17 protein-coding genes are annotated in these 16,959 nt (G+C 67.9%); 9 read left to right on the top strand and 8 right to left on the bottom strand.

Annotation, left to right across the window (positions count from 1 at the left end; translation table 11 throughout):
• Positions 1-9 precede the first annotated feature (9 nt).
• Positions 10-552, top strand: coding sequence for a chloramphenicol phosphotransferase CPT (cpt, locus tag ACIQF0_RS42975; RefSeq protein WP_401039927.1), 543 nt, complete (start codon positions 10-12; stop codon positions 550-552).
• Here the strand turns inward: cpt and ACIQF0_RS42980 are convergent.
• The 5 genes from ACIQF0_RS42980 to ACIQF0_RS43000 form a co-directional block, all read right to left on the bottom strand.
• Positions 549-1,394: a radical SAM/SPASM domain-containing protein gene (locus ACIQF0_RS42980; RefSeq protein ID WP_401039930.1), complete on the bottom strand. Its 846-nt coding sequence runs from the start codon at positions 1,392-1,394 to the stop codon at positions 549-551. The two genes, cpt and ACIQF0_RS42980, sit on opposite strands and share 4 nt — an antisense overlap.
• Positions 1,395-1,555: 161 nt before the next feature.
• Positions 1,556-2,146, bottom strand: a complete 591-nt coding sequence (locus tag ACIQF0_RS42985; RefSeq protein ID WP_401039932.1) for a class I SAM-dependent methyltransferase — start codon at positions 2,144-2,146, stop codon at positions 1,556-1,558.
• Between the two features lie 69 nt (positions 2,147-2,215).
• Positions 2,216-3,721, bottom strand: coding sequence for an aldehyde dehydrogenase (NADP(+)) (locus tag ACIQF0_RS42990; RefSeq protein WP_401039935.1), 1,506 nt, complete (start codon positions 3,719-3,721; stop codon positions 2,216-2,218).
• Positions 3,718-4,545 (bottom strand): NAD-dependent epimerase/dehydratase family protein, encoded by an 828-nt coding sequence (locus ACIQF0_RS42995; RefSeq protein ID WP_401039938.1) that lies wholly within the window; start codon positions 4,543-4,545, stop codon positions 3,718-3,720. The genes ACIQF0_RS42990 and ACIQF0_RS42995 overlap by 4 nt, the downstream gene beginning before the upstream one ends.
• Positions 4,546-4,586: 41 nt before the next feature.
• Complete coding sequence (locus tag ACIQF0_RS43000; RefSeq protein ID WP_360043438.1) at positions 4,587-5,375, bottom strand: IclR family transcriptional regulator; 789 nt, start codon at positions 5,373-5,375, stop codon at positions 4,587-4,589.
• A 126-nt stretch (positions 5,376-5,501) separates the two neighbouring features.
• Here ACIQF0_RS43000 and ACIQF0_RS43005 point away from each other — a divergent pair, with 126 nt between their 5' ends.
• The 8 genes from ACIQF0_RS43005 (at position 5,502) to ACIQF0_RS43040 (ending at position 13,185) form a co-directional block, all read left to right on the top strand.
• Entirely contained in the window at positions 5,502-6,821 is a 1,320-nt protein-coding gene (locus tag ACIQF0_RS43005; RefSeq protein WP_401039941.1) for an extracellular solute-binding protein, read from the top strand.
• Positions 6,818-7,789 (top strand): carbohydrate ABC transporter permease, encoded by a 972-nt coding sequence (locus tag ACIQF0_RS43010; protein ID WP_401039944.1) that lies wholly within the window; start codon positions 6,818-6,820, stop codon positions 7,787-7,789. Before ACIQF0_RS43005 ends, ACIQF0_RS43010 begins: the two co-directional genes overlap by 4 nt.
• Positions 7,786-8,664, top strand: coding sequence for a carbohydrate ABC transporter permease (locus ACIQF0_RS43015; protein ID WP_401039946.1), 879 nt, complete (start codon positions 7,786-7,788; stop codon positions 8,662-8,664). Before ACIQF0_RS43010 ends, ACIQF0_RS43015 begins: the two co-directional genes overlap by 4 nt.
• 8 nt (positions 8,665-8,672) lie before the next feature.
• Entirely contained in the window at positions 8,673-9,575 is a 903-nt protein-coding gene (locus tag ACIQF0_RS43020) for a 5-dehydro-4-deoxyglucarate dehydratase (RefSeq protein WP_401039951.1), read from the top strand.
• A 13-nt stretch (positions 9,576-9,588) separates the two neighbouring features.
• A complete protein-coding gene (locus ACIQF0_RS43025; RefSeq protein WP_401039954.1) occupies positions 9,589-10,848 on the top strand; it encodes a glucarate dehydratase family protein in 1,260 nt (419 codons plus the stop codon).
• Positions 10,845-11,972: a hypothetical protein gene (locus tag ACIQF0_RS43030; RefSeq protein WP_401039956.1), complete on the top strand. Its 1,128-nt coding sequence runs from the start codon at positions 10,845-10,847 to the stop codon at positions 11,970-11,972. Before ACIQF0_RS43025 ends, ACIQF0_RS43030 begins: the two co-directional genes overlap by 4 nt.
• A gap of 245 nt (positions 11,973-12,217) precedes the next feature.
• The gene (locus ACIQF0_RS43035; protein ID WP_330278011.1) at positions 12,218-12,508 is read left to right on the top strand and encodes a hypothetical protein; all 291 of its coding nucleotides are present in this window, start codon (positions 12,218-12,220) and stop codon (positions 12,506-12,508) included.
• Between the two features lie 140 nt (positions 12,509-12,648).
• A complete protein-coding gene (locus ACIQF0_RS43040; protein WP_401039958.1) occupies positions 12,649-13,185 on the top strand; it encodes a hypothetical protein in 537 nt (178 codons plus the stop codon).
• 186 nt (positions 13,186-13,371) lie between these two features.
• On the opposite strand, the gene ACIQF0_RS43045 is transcribed toward ACIQF0_RS43040, so the two are convergent.
• From ACIQF0_RS43045 to ACIQF0_RS43055, 3 genes are all read right to left on the bottom strand, one after another.
• Complete coding sequence (locus ACIQF0_RS43045; protein WP_401039960.1) at positions 13,372-13,734, bottom strand: glyoxalase; 363 nt, start codon at positions 13,732-13,734, stop codon at positions 13,372-13,374.
• Between the two features lie 75 nt (positions 13,735-13,809).
• On the bottom strand, positions 13,810-15,474 hold the full coding sequence (locus tag ACIQF0_RS43050; RefSeq protein ID WP_401039963.1) for a fumarate hydratase: 1,665 nt from the start codon (positions 15,472-15,474) through the stop codon (positions 13,810-13,812).
• 273 nt (positions 15,475-15,747) lie between these two features.
• Positions 15,748-16,737 (bottom strand): sigma-70 family RNA polymerase sigma factor, encoded by a 990-nt coding sequence (locus ACIQF0_RS43055; protein WP_090073384.1) that lies wholly within the window; start codon positions 16,735-16,737, stop codon positions 15,748-15,750.
• Between the last annotated feature and the right edge of the window lie 222 nt (positions 16,738-16,959).

Below are 16,959 nucleotides of genomic sequence, written 5' to 3' on the forward strand. Positions count from 1 at the left end.
GGTCGGAGCGTGTCGTCGAGTGCTCAGGTGATCGTTCTCAACGGTGGGTCCAGCTCCGGCAAGTCGGGGATCGCGCGGTGTCTGCAGGCGGTGTTGCCGGATGCGTGGCTGGCGATCGGGGTCGACACGTTGATCGACGTGATGCCCGCGCGGTTGCGGCTCGGGTCGGAGGGGATCGGGCTCGCGGGCGACGGTGAGGTCAGCGTCGGGGCCGAGTTCCGGTTGCTGGAGGACGCGTGGATGGACGGCGTCGCGGCGATGGTGCGCGCCGGGGCGCGGGTGATCGTGGACGACGTGTTCCTCGGCGGGACCGAGTCCCGGCGGCGGTGGGAGAAGGCCCTGGACGGGCTGGACGTGGTGTGGGTCGGGGTTCGGTGTGACGCCGCCGTCGCCGCTGGGCGTGAGCTTGCCCGTGGTGACCGGGTCGCCGGGATGGCCGAGGCGCAGGCTGAACTGGTGCATCGCGGGATGAGGTACGACGTCGAGGTCGACACCGCGAAGGCAGAGGCGGTCGAGTGCGCGCAGGCGATCGCTCGGGTCGTGAGCGCCTAAGGGCGGGGTGGGTCGTCGTTCGGGGCGCAGGAGCCTCCGCCCTGGGGCCAGCACGACGGGCCGGCGGTGACCGGTAAGAGCGGCTGGGCGGTCGAGAGGATCGTCGCCAGGTCCGTGTCCAATATGTTGCCCAGCGGGATTCGGCGGGCGAACACGCACGGCCAGACTTCGCCGGACGATGAGATGGCGACGGCGCCGTGGCCGCAGCGGCCGCAGAGCTGATCAGGGACGGGTTGACCAGAACGGGGCTGGTCAGGGCTCGGTGAAGCGTTTGCGCCGCGGCCGACGCGGCGCAGCCGGTCGACGCCGACATTCGCGACACCCAGCGAAGACAGGTCGGCTTGGGCGGCGTGGGTGCGTTGGCGGCCGATGCGGTCGGAGGAACTGACATCGATGACGCCTGCGCGCAGCGGGATGTCCCGGCTCAGAGCCTCGGCGATGTTCGCGCGGGTGCGGGCGTGACTGCCGCGACGACGCGTGATGGCCTCGTGCTGGGACGCCGTGTCGGAGTAGTAGCTCGTCGCCAGGCGCACGCCCGGACGGGAGAAGGTGTCCCACAGGCGTGGGCCGATGTGCACGAGATTGCTGAACACCTCGACCTCGAGTCCGGCGGTGAGTGCGCGGCCGACGAACTCCGGCAAATCGGGATGCAATGTCGGCTCTCCGCCGATGAACTGAATCGAGTTCACGCCGAGTTCGGCGAGCTCGTCGATGACCCGGAACCAATCACGAGTTCTGAGCACGCCCTCGTCGCCGCGCGGTCCGGACTCCGCGTAGCAGTGTGTGCAGCTCAGCTGACATTTGCCGGTGATCTCAAGCCATGCGAAACGCAGGTCGGTCATGTCCCACTCCCCTGGACGACGCCGTGCGATAACCATCTTGCCCCGGCGGGCCGCGAAAGGAGCTGTCGAATTCAATTAAACATCGGTCTGCTGTTGGCGTGGTGACATGTCACCGACACGAATACGGCGTGCGCCTCGCCGTATTGGTATTAACTGACTAATCAATCGCGATCAGTGCGTCTCATTAGGAAGCACGCGAAACCGCTCCCGGAAGCGGGCTCCGGCAGCCGGTCGATGTCGAACGACTCCCCGAACAGCCGCTGCTCACCACCTACGGCCAGACCGGGGAACCGGGCACCACGACGCTTCCACCACGGGATCTCGTCGTAGAAGCACCACATCAGGAACACCGAACCGGGGTGAGACAGCCGCAGCACGGTCGCCGCCATCGCCTCCTGGCCCGGCCCGCCCAGGTCGTCCAGCACGCCGTAGTCGACGAGCAGGTCGAACGTCCCGGAGACGCCGGGGATCGAGGTGGCCGTCAGATCCCCCTGCAGCCACTCGACCGACAACGACGGCGGCGTCGCGCGCCGGGCCTTCTCCAGGCCGACGGGGGAGAAGTCCACGCCCGTCACGTCGAAGCCGTGCTCCGCCAGGAAGATCGCGTTCGCCCCGCTGCCACAGCCGAGGTCGATCGCACGGCCTGGCGCGATCCGTCCCGACGTCACGAGGTCCACCAGTTCGGCACGAGGGCCGCCCTCCCACGGCGCCCAGGTCCGGTACATGAAGTTGTAGGCACGACGACCGACCATCCCACGTCCTCCCAACGAAAAACGGGGCCACCGACCTCAGGTCGGTGGCCCCGCTCATCCGACAACCTTTCAGTGCACGCCCAGCACACCGTCGATCCGGCGCGGAATGCCGAGCGGGTTCGCGTCCTGCAACTCGACCGGCAGCAACGCGTCCGGCCACGACTGGTACGTCACCGGCGCGATCCAGCGGCGGATCGACGTGGCGCCCACCGACGTGTGCAGCGGGTTCGTCGTCGACGGCCACGGACCACCGTGGTGCTGACCCCACGCGACCGCGACACCGGTCGGCCACGCGTTGAAGATGATGCGACCCGCGACGTGCCGCAGGACCTCGGCGATCTCACCGGCCTCCGCGTGGTCCGACGCCTCCGCGTGCACCGTGCCGGTCAGCGTGCCCGGCAGCTTCGCCAGCACCGAGTGCAGCTCGGCCGGATCGGAGTAGGTCACGGCCAGGGCGGCCGGGCCGAAGTGCTCCTCGGTCAGCTTCTCGAGGTTCTCCTCGAACACCGACACCGGCACGCTGAACAGGCGCGGAGCCACGGCCCACGCCTCGTCCGGGCGCGTACCGGCGGACACGACGGTCACCAGGTCCGACGAGGCCAGCGCGTCCGTCGACGCCGTGTAGGAGTCGCACATCCGCTCGTTCAGCATCGCGCCACCGGACGTCGCCGCGACGGCCTCACCCAGCGCGGGCACCAGCGCCTCCGGCGTGAAGACCAGGCCGGGGTTCGTGCAGAACTGGCCGACGCCCATCGTCAGCGACGCCGCGAACCCGGCGGCGATGTCCTCGCGCTCAGCCGCTCCCGGCAGGATCACCGTCGGGTTGACGCTGCCCAGTTCGCCGTAGAACGGGATGGGGTCCGGCCGGCCCTGCGCCAGGTCGAACAGCGCCCGCCCGCCACCGGTCGAGCCGGTGAAACCGACCGCGCGCACCGCCGGGTGCTTCACCAGCGCGACACCCGACTCGGTGCCGTACACGATGCCGAACACACCCTCGGGCGCACCGGCCTCGCGAAGAGCGTCCACCACGACCCGCGCGGTCTCGCGCGACGTCGACGGGTGCGCCGAATGTGCCTTCACCACAACGGAACAACCGGACGCCAGCGCGGAGGCCGTGTCACCACCGGCGACCGAGAACGCGAACGGGAAGTTCGACGCGGAGAACACCGCGACCGTCCCCAAAGGACGGAGCACGCGCCGCAGCACCGGCCGCGGTGGGATGATGTCCGGGTTCGCCGTGTCCAGAGTGGCCTCGACGTAGCTGCCTTCGCGCAGCACCTCCGCGAACAACCGCAGCTGGTTCGTCGTGCGCTTGAGCTCGGTCGTCAGCCGCGGCACGCCCAGCGCCGTCTCGCCGTCCGCCGTCTCCACGAGCAACGACGACTCGGCGTCCAGCGCGTCCGCGACCTTCTCCAGCACCACGGCGCGATCCGCCGCCGCGACGACCGACCACGCCGAGAACGCGACGGCCGCGGCGGAAGCGATCCGGTCCACCTCGCTGTCGGGGGTCTTCGCAACCGGTTCGCCGAACGGCTCACCGGTGCGCGGGTTGTATCCCTGAACGACGTGGCTCAACGCCCTGCCTCCTTGACTGCCGTGTCGAAATCGGGGCCACACCAGGCCCCGCCCACGTATCTCGCCGCGGGCGACGAGGGATCGAGCTCACCGCCGTGCTGCTCCAGCACCGCGGCCGCGTACTCCTCGGAGTCGTCCTGGGGCTCGTAGCCCAGAGCGCGGGCCTCGTCGAGCGAGAACCAGCCGCGCTTGTTGTCCGACACGCCCCACACGATCCGGAAACCGGGCGACGGGAAGGAAAGAGCCGCCTCGAACAGGCGCGCGCCGTCGTCCGGCGACATCCACGTCGACAGCATCCGCACGTCGCGCGGCTTCTCGAAGCACGAACCGATGCGGATCGCGATCACGTCCATGCCGTAGCGGTCGGCGTACAGCGACCCCAACGCCTCCAGCGCCACCTTGGACACGCCGTAGTAGGTGTCCGGACGCGGGAACGCGTAGTCGCCCGCCTCGCCGTCGGCGCGTTCGACGTAGCCGACCGCGTGGTTCGAGCTGGCCAGGATCACCCGGCGAACTCCCTGGCGGCGCGCGGCCTCCAGCAGCGTGTGCGTGCCGTCGATGTTGACGTGCAGGATCTTCTCCCACGGCTCCTCGAGGCTGTGGCCACCGAGGTGGATCACCGCGTCGACGTCCTTCAACGCCGCTTCCATCGCGGCCATGTCGGTCACCGACGCCTCGACGAGTTCGACGTTCTCGCCGTCGGCGGCCGCGGGAAGCTCCGCGATGTCCAGCAGCCGCAGGACACGGCCCTCCGCCGCGAGGCGGGTACGCATGAGCGTGCCCACCCCGCCGCCGGCGCCGGTGATCAGGATGCGTGCGGTCACGGGTTGGACCCCTCCGTCTTGTTCAGATGTGTCGGCAAAGCTCAGCGACCGAACTGGCGGAGGAGCTCGGTGATCTGCCGGGCGGCGTCGAGCAGAGCGGCGATGACCTGCCGTTCGTGCTCGGGGTCCAGTCTGCCCAGGGGAACCGAGCAACTCATAGCGTCCAGAACGGGATTTCGGTAAGGCAGCGCGACGGCGAAGCAGCCCAGCCCGGGCGTGTTCTCCTCGCGTTCGTGGGCATAGCCGACATTCCGGAACCCGGCGAGCTGCTCGTGCAGCGCCGCCCGATCGATCACGGTGTTCGGCGTCAGCGGAGCCAGCTCGGCCGGGAGGATCAGGTCGACCTCCTCCGGCGTGCGCGTCGAGAGCACCGCTTTGCCCAGCGACGTCGAGTGCGCGGGCAGCCGGCGGCCGACGCGGGAGACGACCCGCAGGTGGTGCTCGGACTCGCGGCTCGCCAGGTAGACGACGTCCGCGCCGTCCAAACGGGCAAGGTGGACGGTCTCGTTGATGTCCTGACGGACCTGTTCCATCACGCGGATCGCCGCGCGCACAACAGGGTCGTGGTCCAAATAGGACGTACCGACGAGCAGTGCGCGCACACCGATGCCGTAGGTGCCGCGGTCCGCGTCGACCTCGACCCAGCCGCGCGCCACCAGCGTCTGCAACAACATGTAGAGGCTGGACTTGGGATAGCTGAGTTCGCGGTGCAGCTCCGTGAGCGTGAGCCTGCGGTCCGACGCGGACAACACCTCAAGCAACTCCACCGTGCGGTCGGCGGACTTCACCGCACCGGGACGAGCTGTGCCCTTGCCGATCGGCGACGCCACCTGAAGCCTCCTCGAAACAGGGAAGAAACTTTCCCTTGACACGTTGCTGTGCTGATTCTTACAGTCCTGACTCAGGTTCACAAGTACGACCCACGTTCACATATCTGAACACGAAGGGCTTCGACGATGCGCCGTAGAACAGCCACGACACTTGCCACACTCGGTGTGGCAGCGCTGCTCGCAGGATGCGGCAGCGGTGGCACCACGGCGGCGTCGTCCAAAGACCCGAACAAGCCTCTGGAGGTGTGGACCCGCTCCACCGAGGCCACCGCGAAGGTCTACGAGAAGATCTTCAAGTCGTTCACCGAGAAGACCGGTGTGCAGGTCGACTACAAGCCGATCTTCAACGACTTCGACAAGCAGGTGCAGCAGCGCGCCGCGTCGAAGGACCTCCCCGACGTCGTCATCACCGACACCGGCTCGCTCGGCAACTTCGTCAAGCAGGGCTGGACGACCGAGGTGAACCGCGACGACGTCGCGGGCAGCGGCGACATCGTCGACCGCGCGTGGAACAACGGGAAGGGCGCGGACGGCAAGTTCTACGCCATCCCCTACTCCACCCAGGCGATGGTCACGCTGATCCGCAAGGACTGGCGCGAGAAGCTCGGCAAGCCGATCCCCACCACGTGGGAGGAGCTCGACGACCTCGCGAAGGCCTTCACCTTCAACGACCCGGACGGCAACGGGCAGAACGACACCTACGGCATGCTCGTGCCGGGCACGACCGACCGCGGCTACCTCGCGTGGTGGGCCGCCAGCTACATCTGGCAGGGCGGCGGCGACATCCTCGAGGACGAGGGCGACGGCAAGTTCCGCGTCGGCATCGACTCGCCGGAGTCGACCAAGGCCGTCGAGCGGCTGCGCAAGCTCTTCTGCGAGGACAAGGTCATGCAGCCCGGCTCGCTGACCCTGGGCACGAACGACGCGCACCCGCTGTTCGAGTCGGGCAAGAGCGGCATCTACCTCACCGGCCCGTACATGATCGGCCGCTTCGACAAGTCGGTCGGCAAGGACAAGTACGAGGTCATCGCCTCCCCGAAGGGCCCGGCCGGCGCCACGGTGCTCGGTGAGGGCGAGAACATCTACCAGATGGCCGGCTCCGCGAAGACCGCCGACCAGAAGAAGCTCGCCGAGTACCTGATCACGCCCGAGGCGCAGCAGGCCGGCATGAAGGGCGACCCGCAGCCGGTGGTCCGCCTGCCCGTCAACAAGACCGTCGACGTCAACGCGACGTACAAGGACCCGCGCTGGGCGACCGTGGCGGGCGTGTACTCCAGCGAGGCGCGGCCGTTCCCCAGTGTTCCGAACTTCGCGCCGTTCCGGCAGAAGACCTCGGAGACCCTGAACTCCATCTTCGCGAAGTGCCCCGCTGACTCCTCAGCCGAGCTGAAGACGCTCGCGGAAGCGCTCAAGAAGGAGCTCGAGAACCAGAAGGCGTCGAAGTGACGGCAGTTCAATCACTCGGCGACACCCGAGACGTGGGCTCGACGGCTAGTGGCGGCGGTGCCGTCGAAACCCACCCCGTGAGGCGGCGCCGCCGGCGTCGCCTCACGGGAGCCACCTTCATCCCGTGGCTCTTCCTGCTTCCCGCCGTGCTGATCTTCCTGGTCTTCAAGTTCATCCCGATGGGCGAGGGCATCCGGCTCTCGTTGTTCGAGGTCCGGCCGTTCCTCGGCGACATCTTCGTCGGCTTCAAGAACTACGCGACCATCCTGCAGGACGAGAAGTTCCTGACCGCCAGCTGGCACACCCTCGTGCTGGCCGGCGGTCAGACCGTCGGCGCGATGGTGATCGGCTTCCTCCTCGCGCTGCTGCTCGAAGGCCACACCAAGTCGCTGTGGTTCGTGCGGTCCGCGGTGTTCCTGCCCGTCGTGGCGGCCACCGCGGTCATCGGCGAGATCTGGCGGCTGTTCTTCTACCCGGCGCCAGAAGGCTTCCTCAACGAGCTCATCTCGTGGATCGGCCTCGGGCCCTGGGAGTACATCCACAGCACGGACACCTCGCTGGTGTCGGTCATGTTCGTGGGCATCTGGAAGCACGCCCCGTACGACATGGTGCTGATCCTCGCCGGGCTCGCCGGCATCGACCGCCAGCAGTACGAGGCCGCCGCGATCGACGGTGCCTCGACGCCGCAACGGATCTGGAACGTCACGCTCCCCGCGTTGCGGCCCGTCATCACCATCCTCCTGACGCTGGCGGCGATCCGCGGCCTGCGCGTCTTCACCGAGGTGTACGTGCTCACCGGGGGTGGACCCGCGGGGTCGACCGACGTCTGGATGACCCGCGTCTACACCACGGCGTTCGAACAGTCCGAAGCCGGACTCGCCTCGGCGGGCTCGGTGTTGTTGTTCCTGGTTACGCTCGTGCTCACGGTCAGCGTGCAGTGGTACCGCCGGAGGAAGGAGGCGCGATGAGCGTCAACTCGAGCCGCTTCGACAGCGCCATCGGCTGGTCCACCAGGCCGGACGCGTGGGGCAGCAAGGCCGTCCGCTTCCTTTTCAGCGCCCTCGCTGTAATCCTTTTCTGCGGCCCGCTGCTGGTCATCTTCTCCGGCGCGTTCGACCACAACCCGGACCCGACCAAGCTGTCGGTGATCCCGGCCAACCCGTCGCTGATCAACTTCCAGGTCGCGGCGGAGAACAAGATCTGGCACTACCTGATGAACTCGTTGATCATCGCCGGTGGTGCGCTGCTGTTGCAGCTGTCGGTGAGTGTTTTCGCCGCCTACGCGTTGGCGCGCAAGAAGTTCCGCGGTCAGGCCATCGCACTGTTGGTCATTCTCGCCACGATGATGTTGCCGGAGGAGGTCATCGCGATCCCGCTGTCGCTGGTGATCGGAGACCTACCGCTGGTGCACGTGAGTCTCAAGGGCACCCTGCTCGGCGTCATCCTCCCGTTGGGGGCTTGGGGTTTCTCCATCTTCGTCATGACGGAGTTCATGAAGGAGATCCCCAACGAACTGGAGGAAGCGGCCAAAGTGGACGGTGCCGGGGAGCTGCGTCTCTTCGCGCAGATCATCCTCCCGCTGTGCAAACCCGCGCTCGGCGTCATCGCCGTGTTCGGCTTCAACATGATTTGGGAGCAGTACCTGCTCCCCCTGATCGTCGCCGCTGACCCCTCCGATTACACGCTCACGGTCGCACTTCTCGCGCTACGTTCCGACGACCAGGTCGGAACGGGCATCGTGCTGGCCGGTGCGTTGCTGGCGCTGGTACCGAGCCTGGTCGTGTACCTGTCGCTGCAGAAGTCCTTCCTGCGTGGGATCACCACCGGAGCGATCAAGGGATGAGTCTGGTTATGCAACTCGATGGTGTGCTGTTCTTTCCGGTGACCCCGTTCGACAGCGAGGGGAACATCGCGTACGACGTGCTCGCCGAGCACGTCAAGCACGGTGTCTCCGCCGGGCCGGGCGCGGTGTTCGCCGCCTGCGGCACCGGCGAGTTCCACGCCCTGGGGCTGGACGAGTTCGAGCGCGCGGTGGCCGTCGCGGTCGAGGCGACCGCGGGCAAGGTGCCGGTGTTCGCCGGAGCGGGCGGCTCCGTCGTGGCGACCAAGCAGTTCGTCCAGGCGGCGGAACGTGCTGGTGCGCAGGGCATCCTGCTGCTGCCGCCGTACCTGGTGACGAACCCGGCCGCCGGACTCGTCCGGTACGTGGCCGAGGTCGCCGGCGTCACCGAACTGCCGATCATCGTGTACCAGCGCAACAACGCGCGGTTCACGCCGGAGACCGCCGTCGAGGTCGCACAGATCCCGAACGTCGTGGGCTTCAAGGACGGCATCGGCGACCTCGACCAGATGCAGCGGATCGTGCTCTCGGTTCGTGCCAACGTTGACAAGCCGTTCCAGTTCTTCAACGGCCTGCCGACCGCGGAGATGACCCAGCTCGCGTACCGGGGCATCGGCGTCGAGCTGTACTCGTCGGCGGTGTTCTGCTTCGCGCCGGAGATCTCGCTCGGCTTCTACAACGCCGTGCAGTCCGGCGACACCGAGCTGGTGAACCGCTTCCTCTACGAGTTCTACAAGCCTCTGGTCGAGCTGCGGGACAAGGTTCCCGGCTACGCGGTCGCCCTGGTGAAGGCCGCGGTGCGCGCGAACGGCCTGGAGGTCGGTGGCGTGCGGCCGCCGCTGATCGATCCGTTGGACGAGCACCTCACCGCTCTCGACAAGATCATCGCTGCGGGCAAGGCTCTGCTGAGCTGAGAGGGCGTTCGGAATGAAGATCACCGAGATTGTTCTGACACCGATCGCGTTCCGGGACCCGCCGCTGCTGAACTCGGCAGGCGTCCACGAACCTTGGGCGCTGCGCACCATCGTCGAGGTGCACACCGACGAGGGCATTTCGGGGCTGGGGGAGACCTACGGCGACCTCGGGCACCTGGAGCGCTCGAGGTCCGTTGTGGACTCCCTGATCGGCCTCGACGTGTTCGCGTTGAACGAGATGCACGCGCGGGTCTCCGCGGCTCTCGGTGGCAAGACGGGCCTGGACAACCACGGCCTGACCGGGCAGATCACTGCGGAGAGCACCGTCGACCGCGTGTACTCGCCGTTTGAGGTCGCCTGCCTGGACATCCAGGGCAGGGCGCTGGGCCGTCCGGTGCACGACCTGCTGGGCGGCGCCGTTCGCTCCGCTGTCCCGTATTCGGCGTACCTGTTCTACAAGTGGGACGGGCACCCCGGGGCCGAGCCGGACGAGTGGGGCGAGGCGATCGACCCCGCCGGCATCGTGGCGCAGGCGACCAAGATGATCTCGCAGTACGGGTTCGGGTCGATCAAGCTCAAGGGCGGTGTGTTCCCGCCGGAGCAGGAGATCGAGGCGATCCGGGCGCTGCGCGAGGCGTTCCCGGAGCACCCGCTGCGGCTGGACCCGAACGCGGCCTGGTCGACGGCGACGTCGCTGAAGGTCGCCGAGGAGCTCGACGGCGTGCTGGAGTACCTGGAGGACCCGACGCCGGAGATCTCCGGGATGGCGGAGGTGGCCGCGAAGGCGCCGATGCCGTTGGCCACCAACATGTGCGTGGTCGCGTTCGAACACCTCAAGCCGTCGGTGGAGCAGGACGCCGTGCAGGTGCTCCTGTCAGATCACCATTACTGGGGCGGTCTGCAGCGGTCGCGCCAGCTGGGGATGATCTGCCAGACGTTCGGCATCGGTCTGTCGATGCACTCGAACTCGCACCTCGGCATCTCGCTGGCCGCGATGACGCACCTGGCCGCGGCGACGCCGAACCTGAACTACGCGTGCGACACGCACTACCCGTGGAACGCGGCGGACGAGGTCGTGGAGCCAGGTGTGCTGTCCTTTGTGGATGGCGCGGTGCCGGTGCCCGTCACGCCGGGTCTCGGTGTGACGCTGGATCGGGACGCGTTGGCGCGCATGGCCGAGAACTACGAACGTTGCGGCATCACGGCTCGCGACGACACGGGCTACATGCAGAAGTTCGACCCGAGCTACGAGAGGAAGCGTCCCCGGTGGTGAAGTCGGTTGTCCACGCCTATCCGTGGGACCTGATCGGAGACCCTGAGGCCGTCGCGCGGTACCAGGAACTCGGAGTCGACGCGATCGCCGTCGCCGCGTCGTATCACACCGTGCGGGCCGCGACGCCGCTCCACCCTTCGCATCGGATGGTCGACGCGCGGCACGCGGCGTTCTACTTGCCGGTGCGTTCGGAGAAGTACGGCCGGCTGGTGCCCGCCGAACCGTCCTGGGTGGACGGTTCGGATTCGTTCGGTGCCGCGGCGGCATTGGTTCGTGCCGCCGGACTTCCCGTGTACGCGTGGACCGTGCTGACGCACAACTCGCGGCTGGGCGACCTGCATCCCGATGTGACCGTGGTGAACGCGTTCGGGGATCGCTACCCGTACGCGTTGTGCACCGCGCAGGCCGATGTCGTCGAGTACGCGTCGGTGCTGGTGTCCGAGGTGCTGGAACTCGGCGCGCCGGACGGGATCATCCTGGAGGCCTGCGGCCCGCTGGGGTTCTTCCACGGCGGGCACCACGAGAAGACCGACGGCACGGACTGGAACGCGGTGCAGCAGAAGCTGTTGTCGCTGTGCTTCTGCTCCGCCTGCACCGCCCTGTACGCCGACCCGGATGCCCTGCGTGAAGCGGTCCGGGCCGGGGTTGATCGCGGTGCACCCAATGTTGAGGAAGCGTTGGGTGCGCTCGCGGAAGACGTTCAGGCCGTGCGCACCGGCGTGGTGCGGTCGTTGCGGCAGAGGCTGGTCTCTGAGATTCGTGCCGCCGCGCCTTCGATCCGGGTCGGCATGCACGTGACGGCGGATCCTTGGGGCACTGGGCCGTTCGCGACCGTGGCCGGGGGAGTCGGCGCCGACGTCGACGTCCTGACGACGATGTGCTGGCCCGGCCCGGAGATCGCGGTCCCCGGCATCGAGGCTCTTCGTGCCGCCGCCCCGGACACGCGGATCGCCGCGTACGTGCTGGGGTTGCCGCCCAAGCCGGCCGACGGTGCGGCGTTGTCGAAGGAGTGGCTCGCGTACCTGGACGCCGGTGTGGAGGAGTTCCACCTCTACCACGGAGGTCTCGCGTCCGCGGCACGGTTGGAAGCTTTGCGAGAGGCTGTAACGGCAGTTAGCCGGTAACTGTGAAGAGAAGTCCCCAAGATAGTCACTGCAACCCGTTGTGACCGCGGTTCCGTCCTTTGACCATGAGGCACATAGGAACCGTAGTTGGCACTGGCGTCCTGCTGCTGGTCATCTCGGCCTGTGGCAGTGCGCAGAACGCGGGCACCGGAGCAGGTGGCGGTCAGGAGTTGCCGACCGCCACCTCATCCTCCGACGTGCCCCCGAACATCGCGCCAGGAGAAGTGCCGCCGGACGGTAAACCCGTGACGAAGCTCGATGCCAACGGTCTGACGCCGGACTATCCGCGCACCGTGTGGACACAGGGCGACGGGAAGACCGTCGGAGTCGTCGCCCAGGAGGGCGGATGCGGCAAGGCGAGCGCGTCCGTGCTGGAGCAGAACGCTTCCACGGTGAAGATCGAGCTGCTCGAGACGCTGCCGCTGACCAAGCAGATGTGCACTATGGACATCCGCTTCCCTCCGCTGACGGTGCAGCTCTCCGAGCCCCTTGGTGAGCGCACGGTCGTGCTGACGTCGCGGCAGGAACAGAAGTAGACCTTCCTCCCCACGGTGCCCGGCCGGCATCTGCCCCGCCGGCCGGGCACCTCTTTCTTGATCAGTGGTGAAAGTTCGACCGGACAGGTCGCAGGACATTTGACAGGGACTTCGTGTCCCGGTTTGCGAGGATGGTGCGCATGAGAAACGCCGTCGCAGCCGTTGCTCTCGCCGTCGTGCTCGTCGGTTGCTCGTCCGGCACGCAGTCCGGCGCACCCGGCTCCAGCTCGTCGGGCGGGTCGCCCACGGGCACGACCGCGCCCGGTTCGAGCGGCACCCCCGGCACGGGCTCGTCGAGCGGCAACCCCACCGCTCCCGCCCAGCCTCCGGTCTCGATCTCGGAGGAGAAGCCCGTCGTCCCGCCCAACGTCACGCCCGTGGCGAAGGAGAAGGTCGACACGACATCGTTGTCAGACACCTACCGCGACGAGGCCTACGTCTTCGGCGACGGCCGCGACGTCGAGGTCTTCGGCGTCGGCGGCGGCTGCAAGGAGGCCCGCGCCGAGATCACCGGCCAGTCGGCCGACGTCGTCCAGATCACGCTCGTCACGATCACCAAGCAGCCCTCCGGCACCGTGTGCACCCAGGAGGTCCGGCAGGTGCCGCTGACCGTTCGCCTGGACGCACCCCTGGGCAACCGCCGCCTGGTCCTCGAGTCCCGCGAGGAAACCGGCTGAGCGTTCGACACCCCGCACTTTCGCGGTCGTCAGGCACTGGGGCGGCGCACCACGCCCTCGCGTGCGCCGTCCCCGCGCTCGACCGCACCCTCGCTCACCTGCGGCTTAGCAATGACTCTTTTGACTTCGTCCGCAAAAGACTTGTTGCAAAGGGAGGGAAGCGAGCCTGGTGAGCGAGCCGATATATCAGTTTCCGGCGTCGGCGAGGAACTCCACGCGGTTGCCGACGGCGTCGAAGGTGTGGAAGCGGAGGCGGCCGGGGATCTCCGCGGGATCGGCCCAGACGACCGGGTGGCCCGCTGCCGCCACGGACTCGGCCACCGCGGTCACGTCGACCACGAACGCCGGGTGCGCCTTGCGTGCGGGGCGGAAGTCGGCCTCGACGCTGACGTGGATCTCGCCGCCGCCGGGTACCGCGAACCAGCAGCCGCCGCGCGCGGCGAGCAGTGGCGGTTTGGGCAGTTCGGTCCAGCCCAGCACGCCCGTGTAGAACGCGCGCTGCTCGTCCTCGGCTCCCGCCGGACAGGTGACCTGCACGTGGTGGATCAATGCGAAACCCCCGATCGCAACGAATACGGGACAACCGTACTGTTTGATCGGGGGCTTCGGAACAGCCGAGGAAACCTAGCGGCGGAAGCTGATCTGCAGGGTCGGGGTCGACGTCTCCGCGAAGAAGTCGTTGCCCTTGTCGTCGACCACGACGAACGCGGGGAAGTCCTCGACCTCGATCTTCCAGACCGCCTCCATGCCCAGTTCGGGGTACTCGAGCACCTCGACCTTGCGGATGCAGTCCTGCGCCAGCCGCGCCGCCGGGCCACCGATCGAGCCCAGGTAGAAGCCGCCGTGCGACGAGCAGGCGTCCGTCACCTGCTTGGAGCGGTTGCCCTTGGCGAGCATCACCAGCGAGCCGCCCGCGGCCTGGAACTGCTCGACGTAGGAGTCCATGCGGCCGGCGGTGGTCGGGCCGAACGAACCGGAGGCGTAGCCCTCGGGCGTCTTGGCCGGACCGGCGTAGTAGACCGGGTGGTCCTTGAGGTACTGCGGCATCTCCTCGCCGGCGTCCAGGCGTTCCTTGATCTTGGCGTGCGCGATGTCGCGGGCCACGACCAGCGGACCGGTCAGCGAGACGCGGGTCTTCACCGGGAGCTTGGTGAGGATGTCGCGGATCTCCGTCATCGGGCGGGTGAGGTCGATGTTGACGACCTCGTCGGACAGGTCCTCGCCCTCGATCTCGGGCAGGAACCGCGCCGGGTCGCGTTCCATCTGCTCCAGGAACACGCCCTCGGCCGTGATGCGGGCCTTGGTCTGGCGGTCCGCGGAGCATGACACCGCGATGCCGACCGGCAGGGACGCGCCGTGCCGGGGGAGGCGGATGACGCGCACGTCGTGGCAGAAGTACTTGCCGCCGAACTGGGCGCCGATGCCGAAGTTCCGGGTCAGCTCCAGGACCTGCTGCTCGAGGTCCGTGTCGCGGAACGCGTGGCCCAGCGCCGAGCCCTCGGACGGCAGGGTGTCCAGGTAGCGGGCGGAGGCGAGCTTCGCGACCTTCAGGTTCTGCTCGGCGGACAGGCCACCGACGACGACCGCGAGGTGGTACGGCGGGCACGCGGCGGTGCCGAGCGAACGCAGCTTCTCGTCCAGGAACGACGCGAGGCGCTTCGGGTTCAGCACCGCCTTCGTCTCCTGGTAGAGGAACGTCTTGTTCGCGCTACCGCCACCCTTGGCCATGAACAGGAACTCGTAGACGGGCTCCTGGCCGGGCTTGTGGAACACCTCGATCTGCGCGGGCAGGTTCGTGCCGGTGTTCTTCTCGTCCCAGAACGTCACGGGAGCCATCTGCGAGTAGCGCAGGTTGAGCTCCTGGTAGGCCTCGAAGACGCCGCGGGCCAGCGCCTGCTCGTCGTCGCCGCCGGTCAGGACGGTCTCGGAGCGCTTGCCCATGATGATCGCCGTGCCGGTGTCCTGGCACATCGGCAGCACGCCACCGGACGAGATGGCGGCGTTGCGCAGCAGGTCCATGGCGACGAAGCGGTCGTTGCCGGAGGCCTCGGGGTCGTCGATGATCTTGCGCAGCTGGGCGAGGTGCGACGGGCGCAGCAGGTGCTGGATGTCCCGGATCGCTTCCTTCGCGAGCAGCGTCAGCGTCTCGGGCGCGATCTCGAGGAACTTGCGGTCACCGGCCTCGATGAGCTTGACCCCGTCGGAGGTGACGAGGCGGTACTCGGTCTCGGTGTCCTTCGCGAGGGGGAGGACGTCGGTGTACTCGAATGTGGTGGGCACGGGGTACACAACTCCAACGGTGTGCAGTTCGGATCAGAAAACCGTACCGCCATCAAAGGGACGTACTGGTCCCCGTCCACCGTGTTCTTCGCAACCGTGGTCCTCGCGAGACCCGCAAACGCGGAAGGCCGAGGCGGCCCCCGGCCGTCCCGACCTTCCTTCGCGTGCTAACCCGACTCACGACGGGCGTCGCGTGGCTCTGGTAACGCCCGACCGTGCCGTGAGTTGAGTCACAAGTCAATACTGCTGGTCGGGTGAGACCCGACCGTGACGACTCCGGGACTACGAGGCGTAGGCCCGCAGCTTCGCGGCGCGTTCGCCCTGACGGAGCTTGGACATGACCTCGCGCTCGATCTGACGCACCCGCTCGCGCGACAGGCCGAACCGCTTGCCGATCTGGTCGAGCGTGCGCGGCTGGCCGTCCTCGAGGCCGTAGCGCAGCCGGATCACGGCCTGCTCGCGCGGCTCCAGTGTCGCGAGAACGCGGCGCAGGTCGTCCTGCAGCAGCCCGGAGATGACGGCGCTCTCGGCGTCGGTGGCGTCCGAGTCCTCGATGAAGTCACCGAGGGGAGCGTCCTCCTCCGTGCCGACCGGCATGTCGAGCGATACCGGGTCACGCGCGTGGTCGAGCAGGTCGGCGACCTTGTCCGGGTTGAGACCGGCCTCCTTCGCGAGCTCCTCGTTCGTCGCCTCGCGGCCGAGCGTCTGGTGCAGGTCGCGCTTGATCCGCGCGAGCTTGTTCACCTGCTCGACGAGGTGGACGGGGAGGCGGATGGTGCGGCCCTGGTCGGCCATGCCGCGGGTGATGGCCTGGCGGATCCACCACGTCGCGTAGGTCGAGAACTTGAAGCCCTTGGTGTAGTCGAACTTCTCGACCGCGCGGATCAGGCCCAGGTTGCCTTCCTGGATCAGGTCCAGCAGCGGCATGCCACGGCCCGTGTAGCGCTTGGCCAGCGACACGACGAGGCGCAGGTTGGCCTTGAGCAGGTGGTCCTTGGCGCGGCGGCCGTCGCGGACGAGCGCCCCCATCTCGTCGCGGCGGGTGGGGGTGAGGCGCTTGGCCGTCTCCAGGACGTGCTGCGCGAACACACCTGCCTCGATGCGCTTCGCGAGCTCCACCTCCTCCTCAGCGGTGAGGAGCGCGGTCTTGCCGATTCCGTTCAGGTAGACTCGAACGAGGTCGGCTGCTGGTCCTTGCGCGTCGAGTTCGTGCTCGACGACGGTGGGCGTGTTCTCTCCGACTTCACGGTCGGAGATCCTCGTGACGGTCATGGATCTCCCTCCCCCTGGTGCGGGCGACGCTGCTGTCGGTCAGGACAGTCGCGCGTGGCGGTCAAGGCGGCGCGGCGCTGCGCCCTGGTTGCCGGTTGCGGCGGGCCCGCTCGGGATCCCATCGCTAGCTGGCTGATACCTGGGTAACGAAGACGATTCCGAATTCGTTCCCGACTTCCATGACCTGAAGACGTCATCGCTGTCACAGCGGTTGCGCGACTA

The organism is Lentzea sp. NPDC092896 (assembly GCF_044754905.1).
Taxonomy (GTDB): Bacteria; Actinomycetota; Actinomycetes; order Mycobacteriales; family Pseudonocardiaceae; genus Lentzea.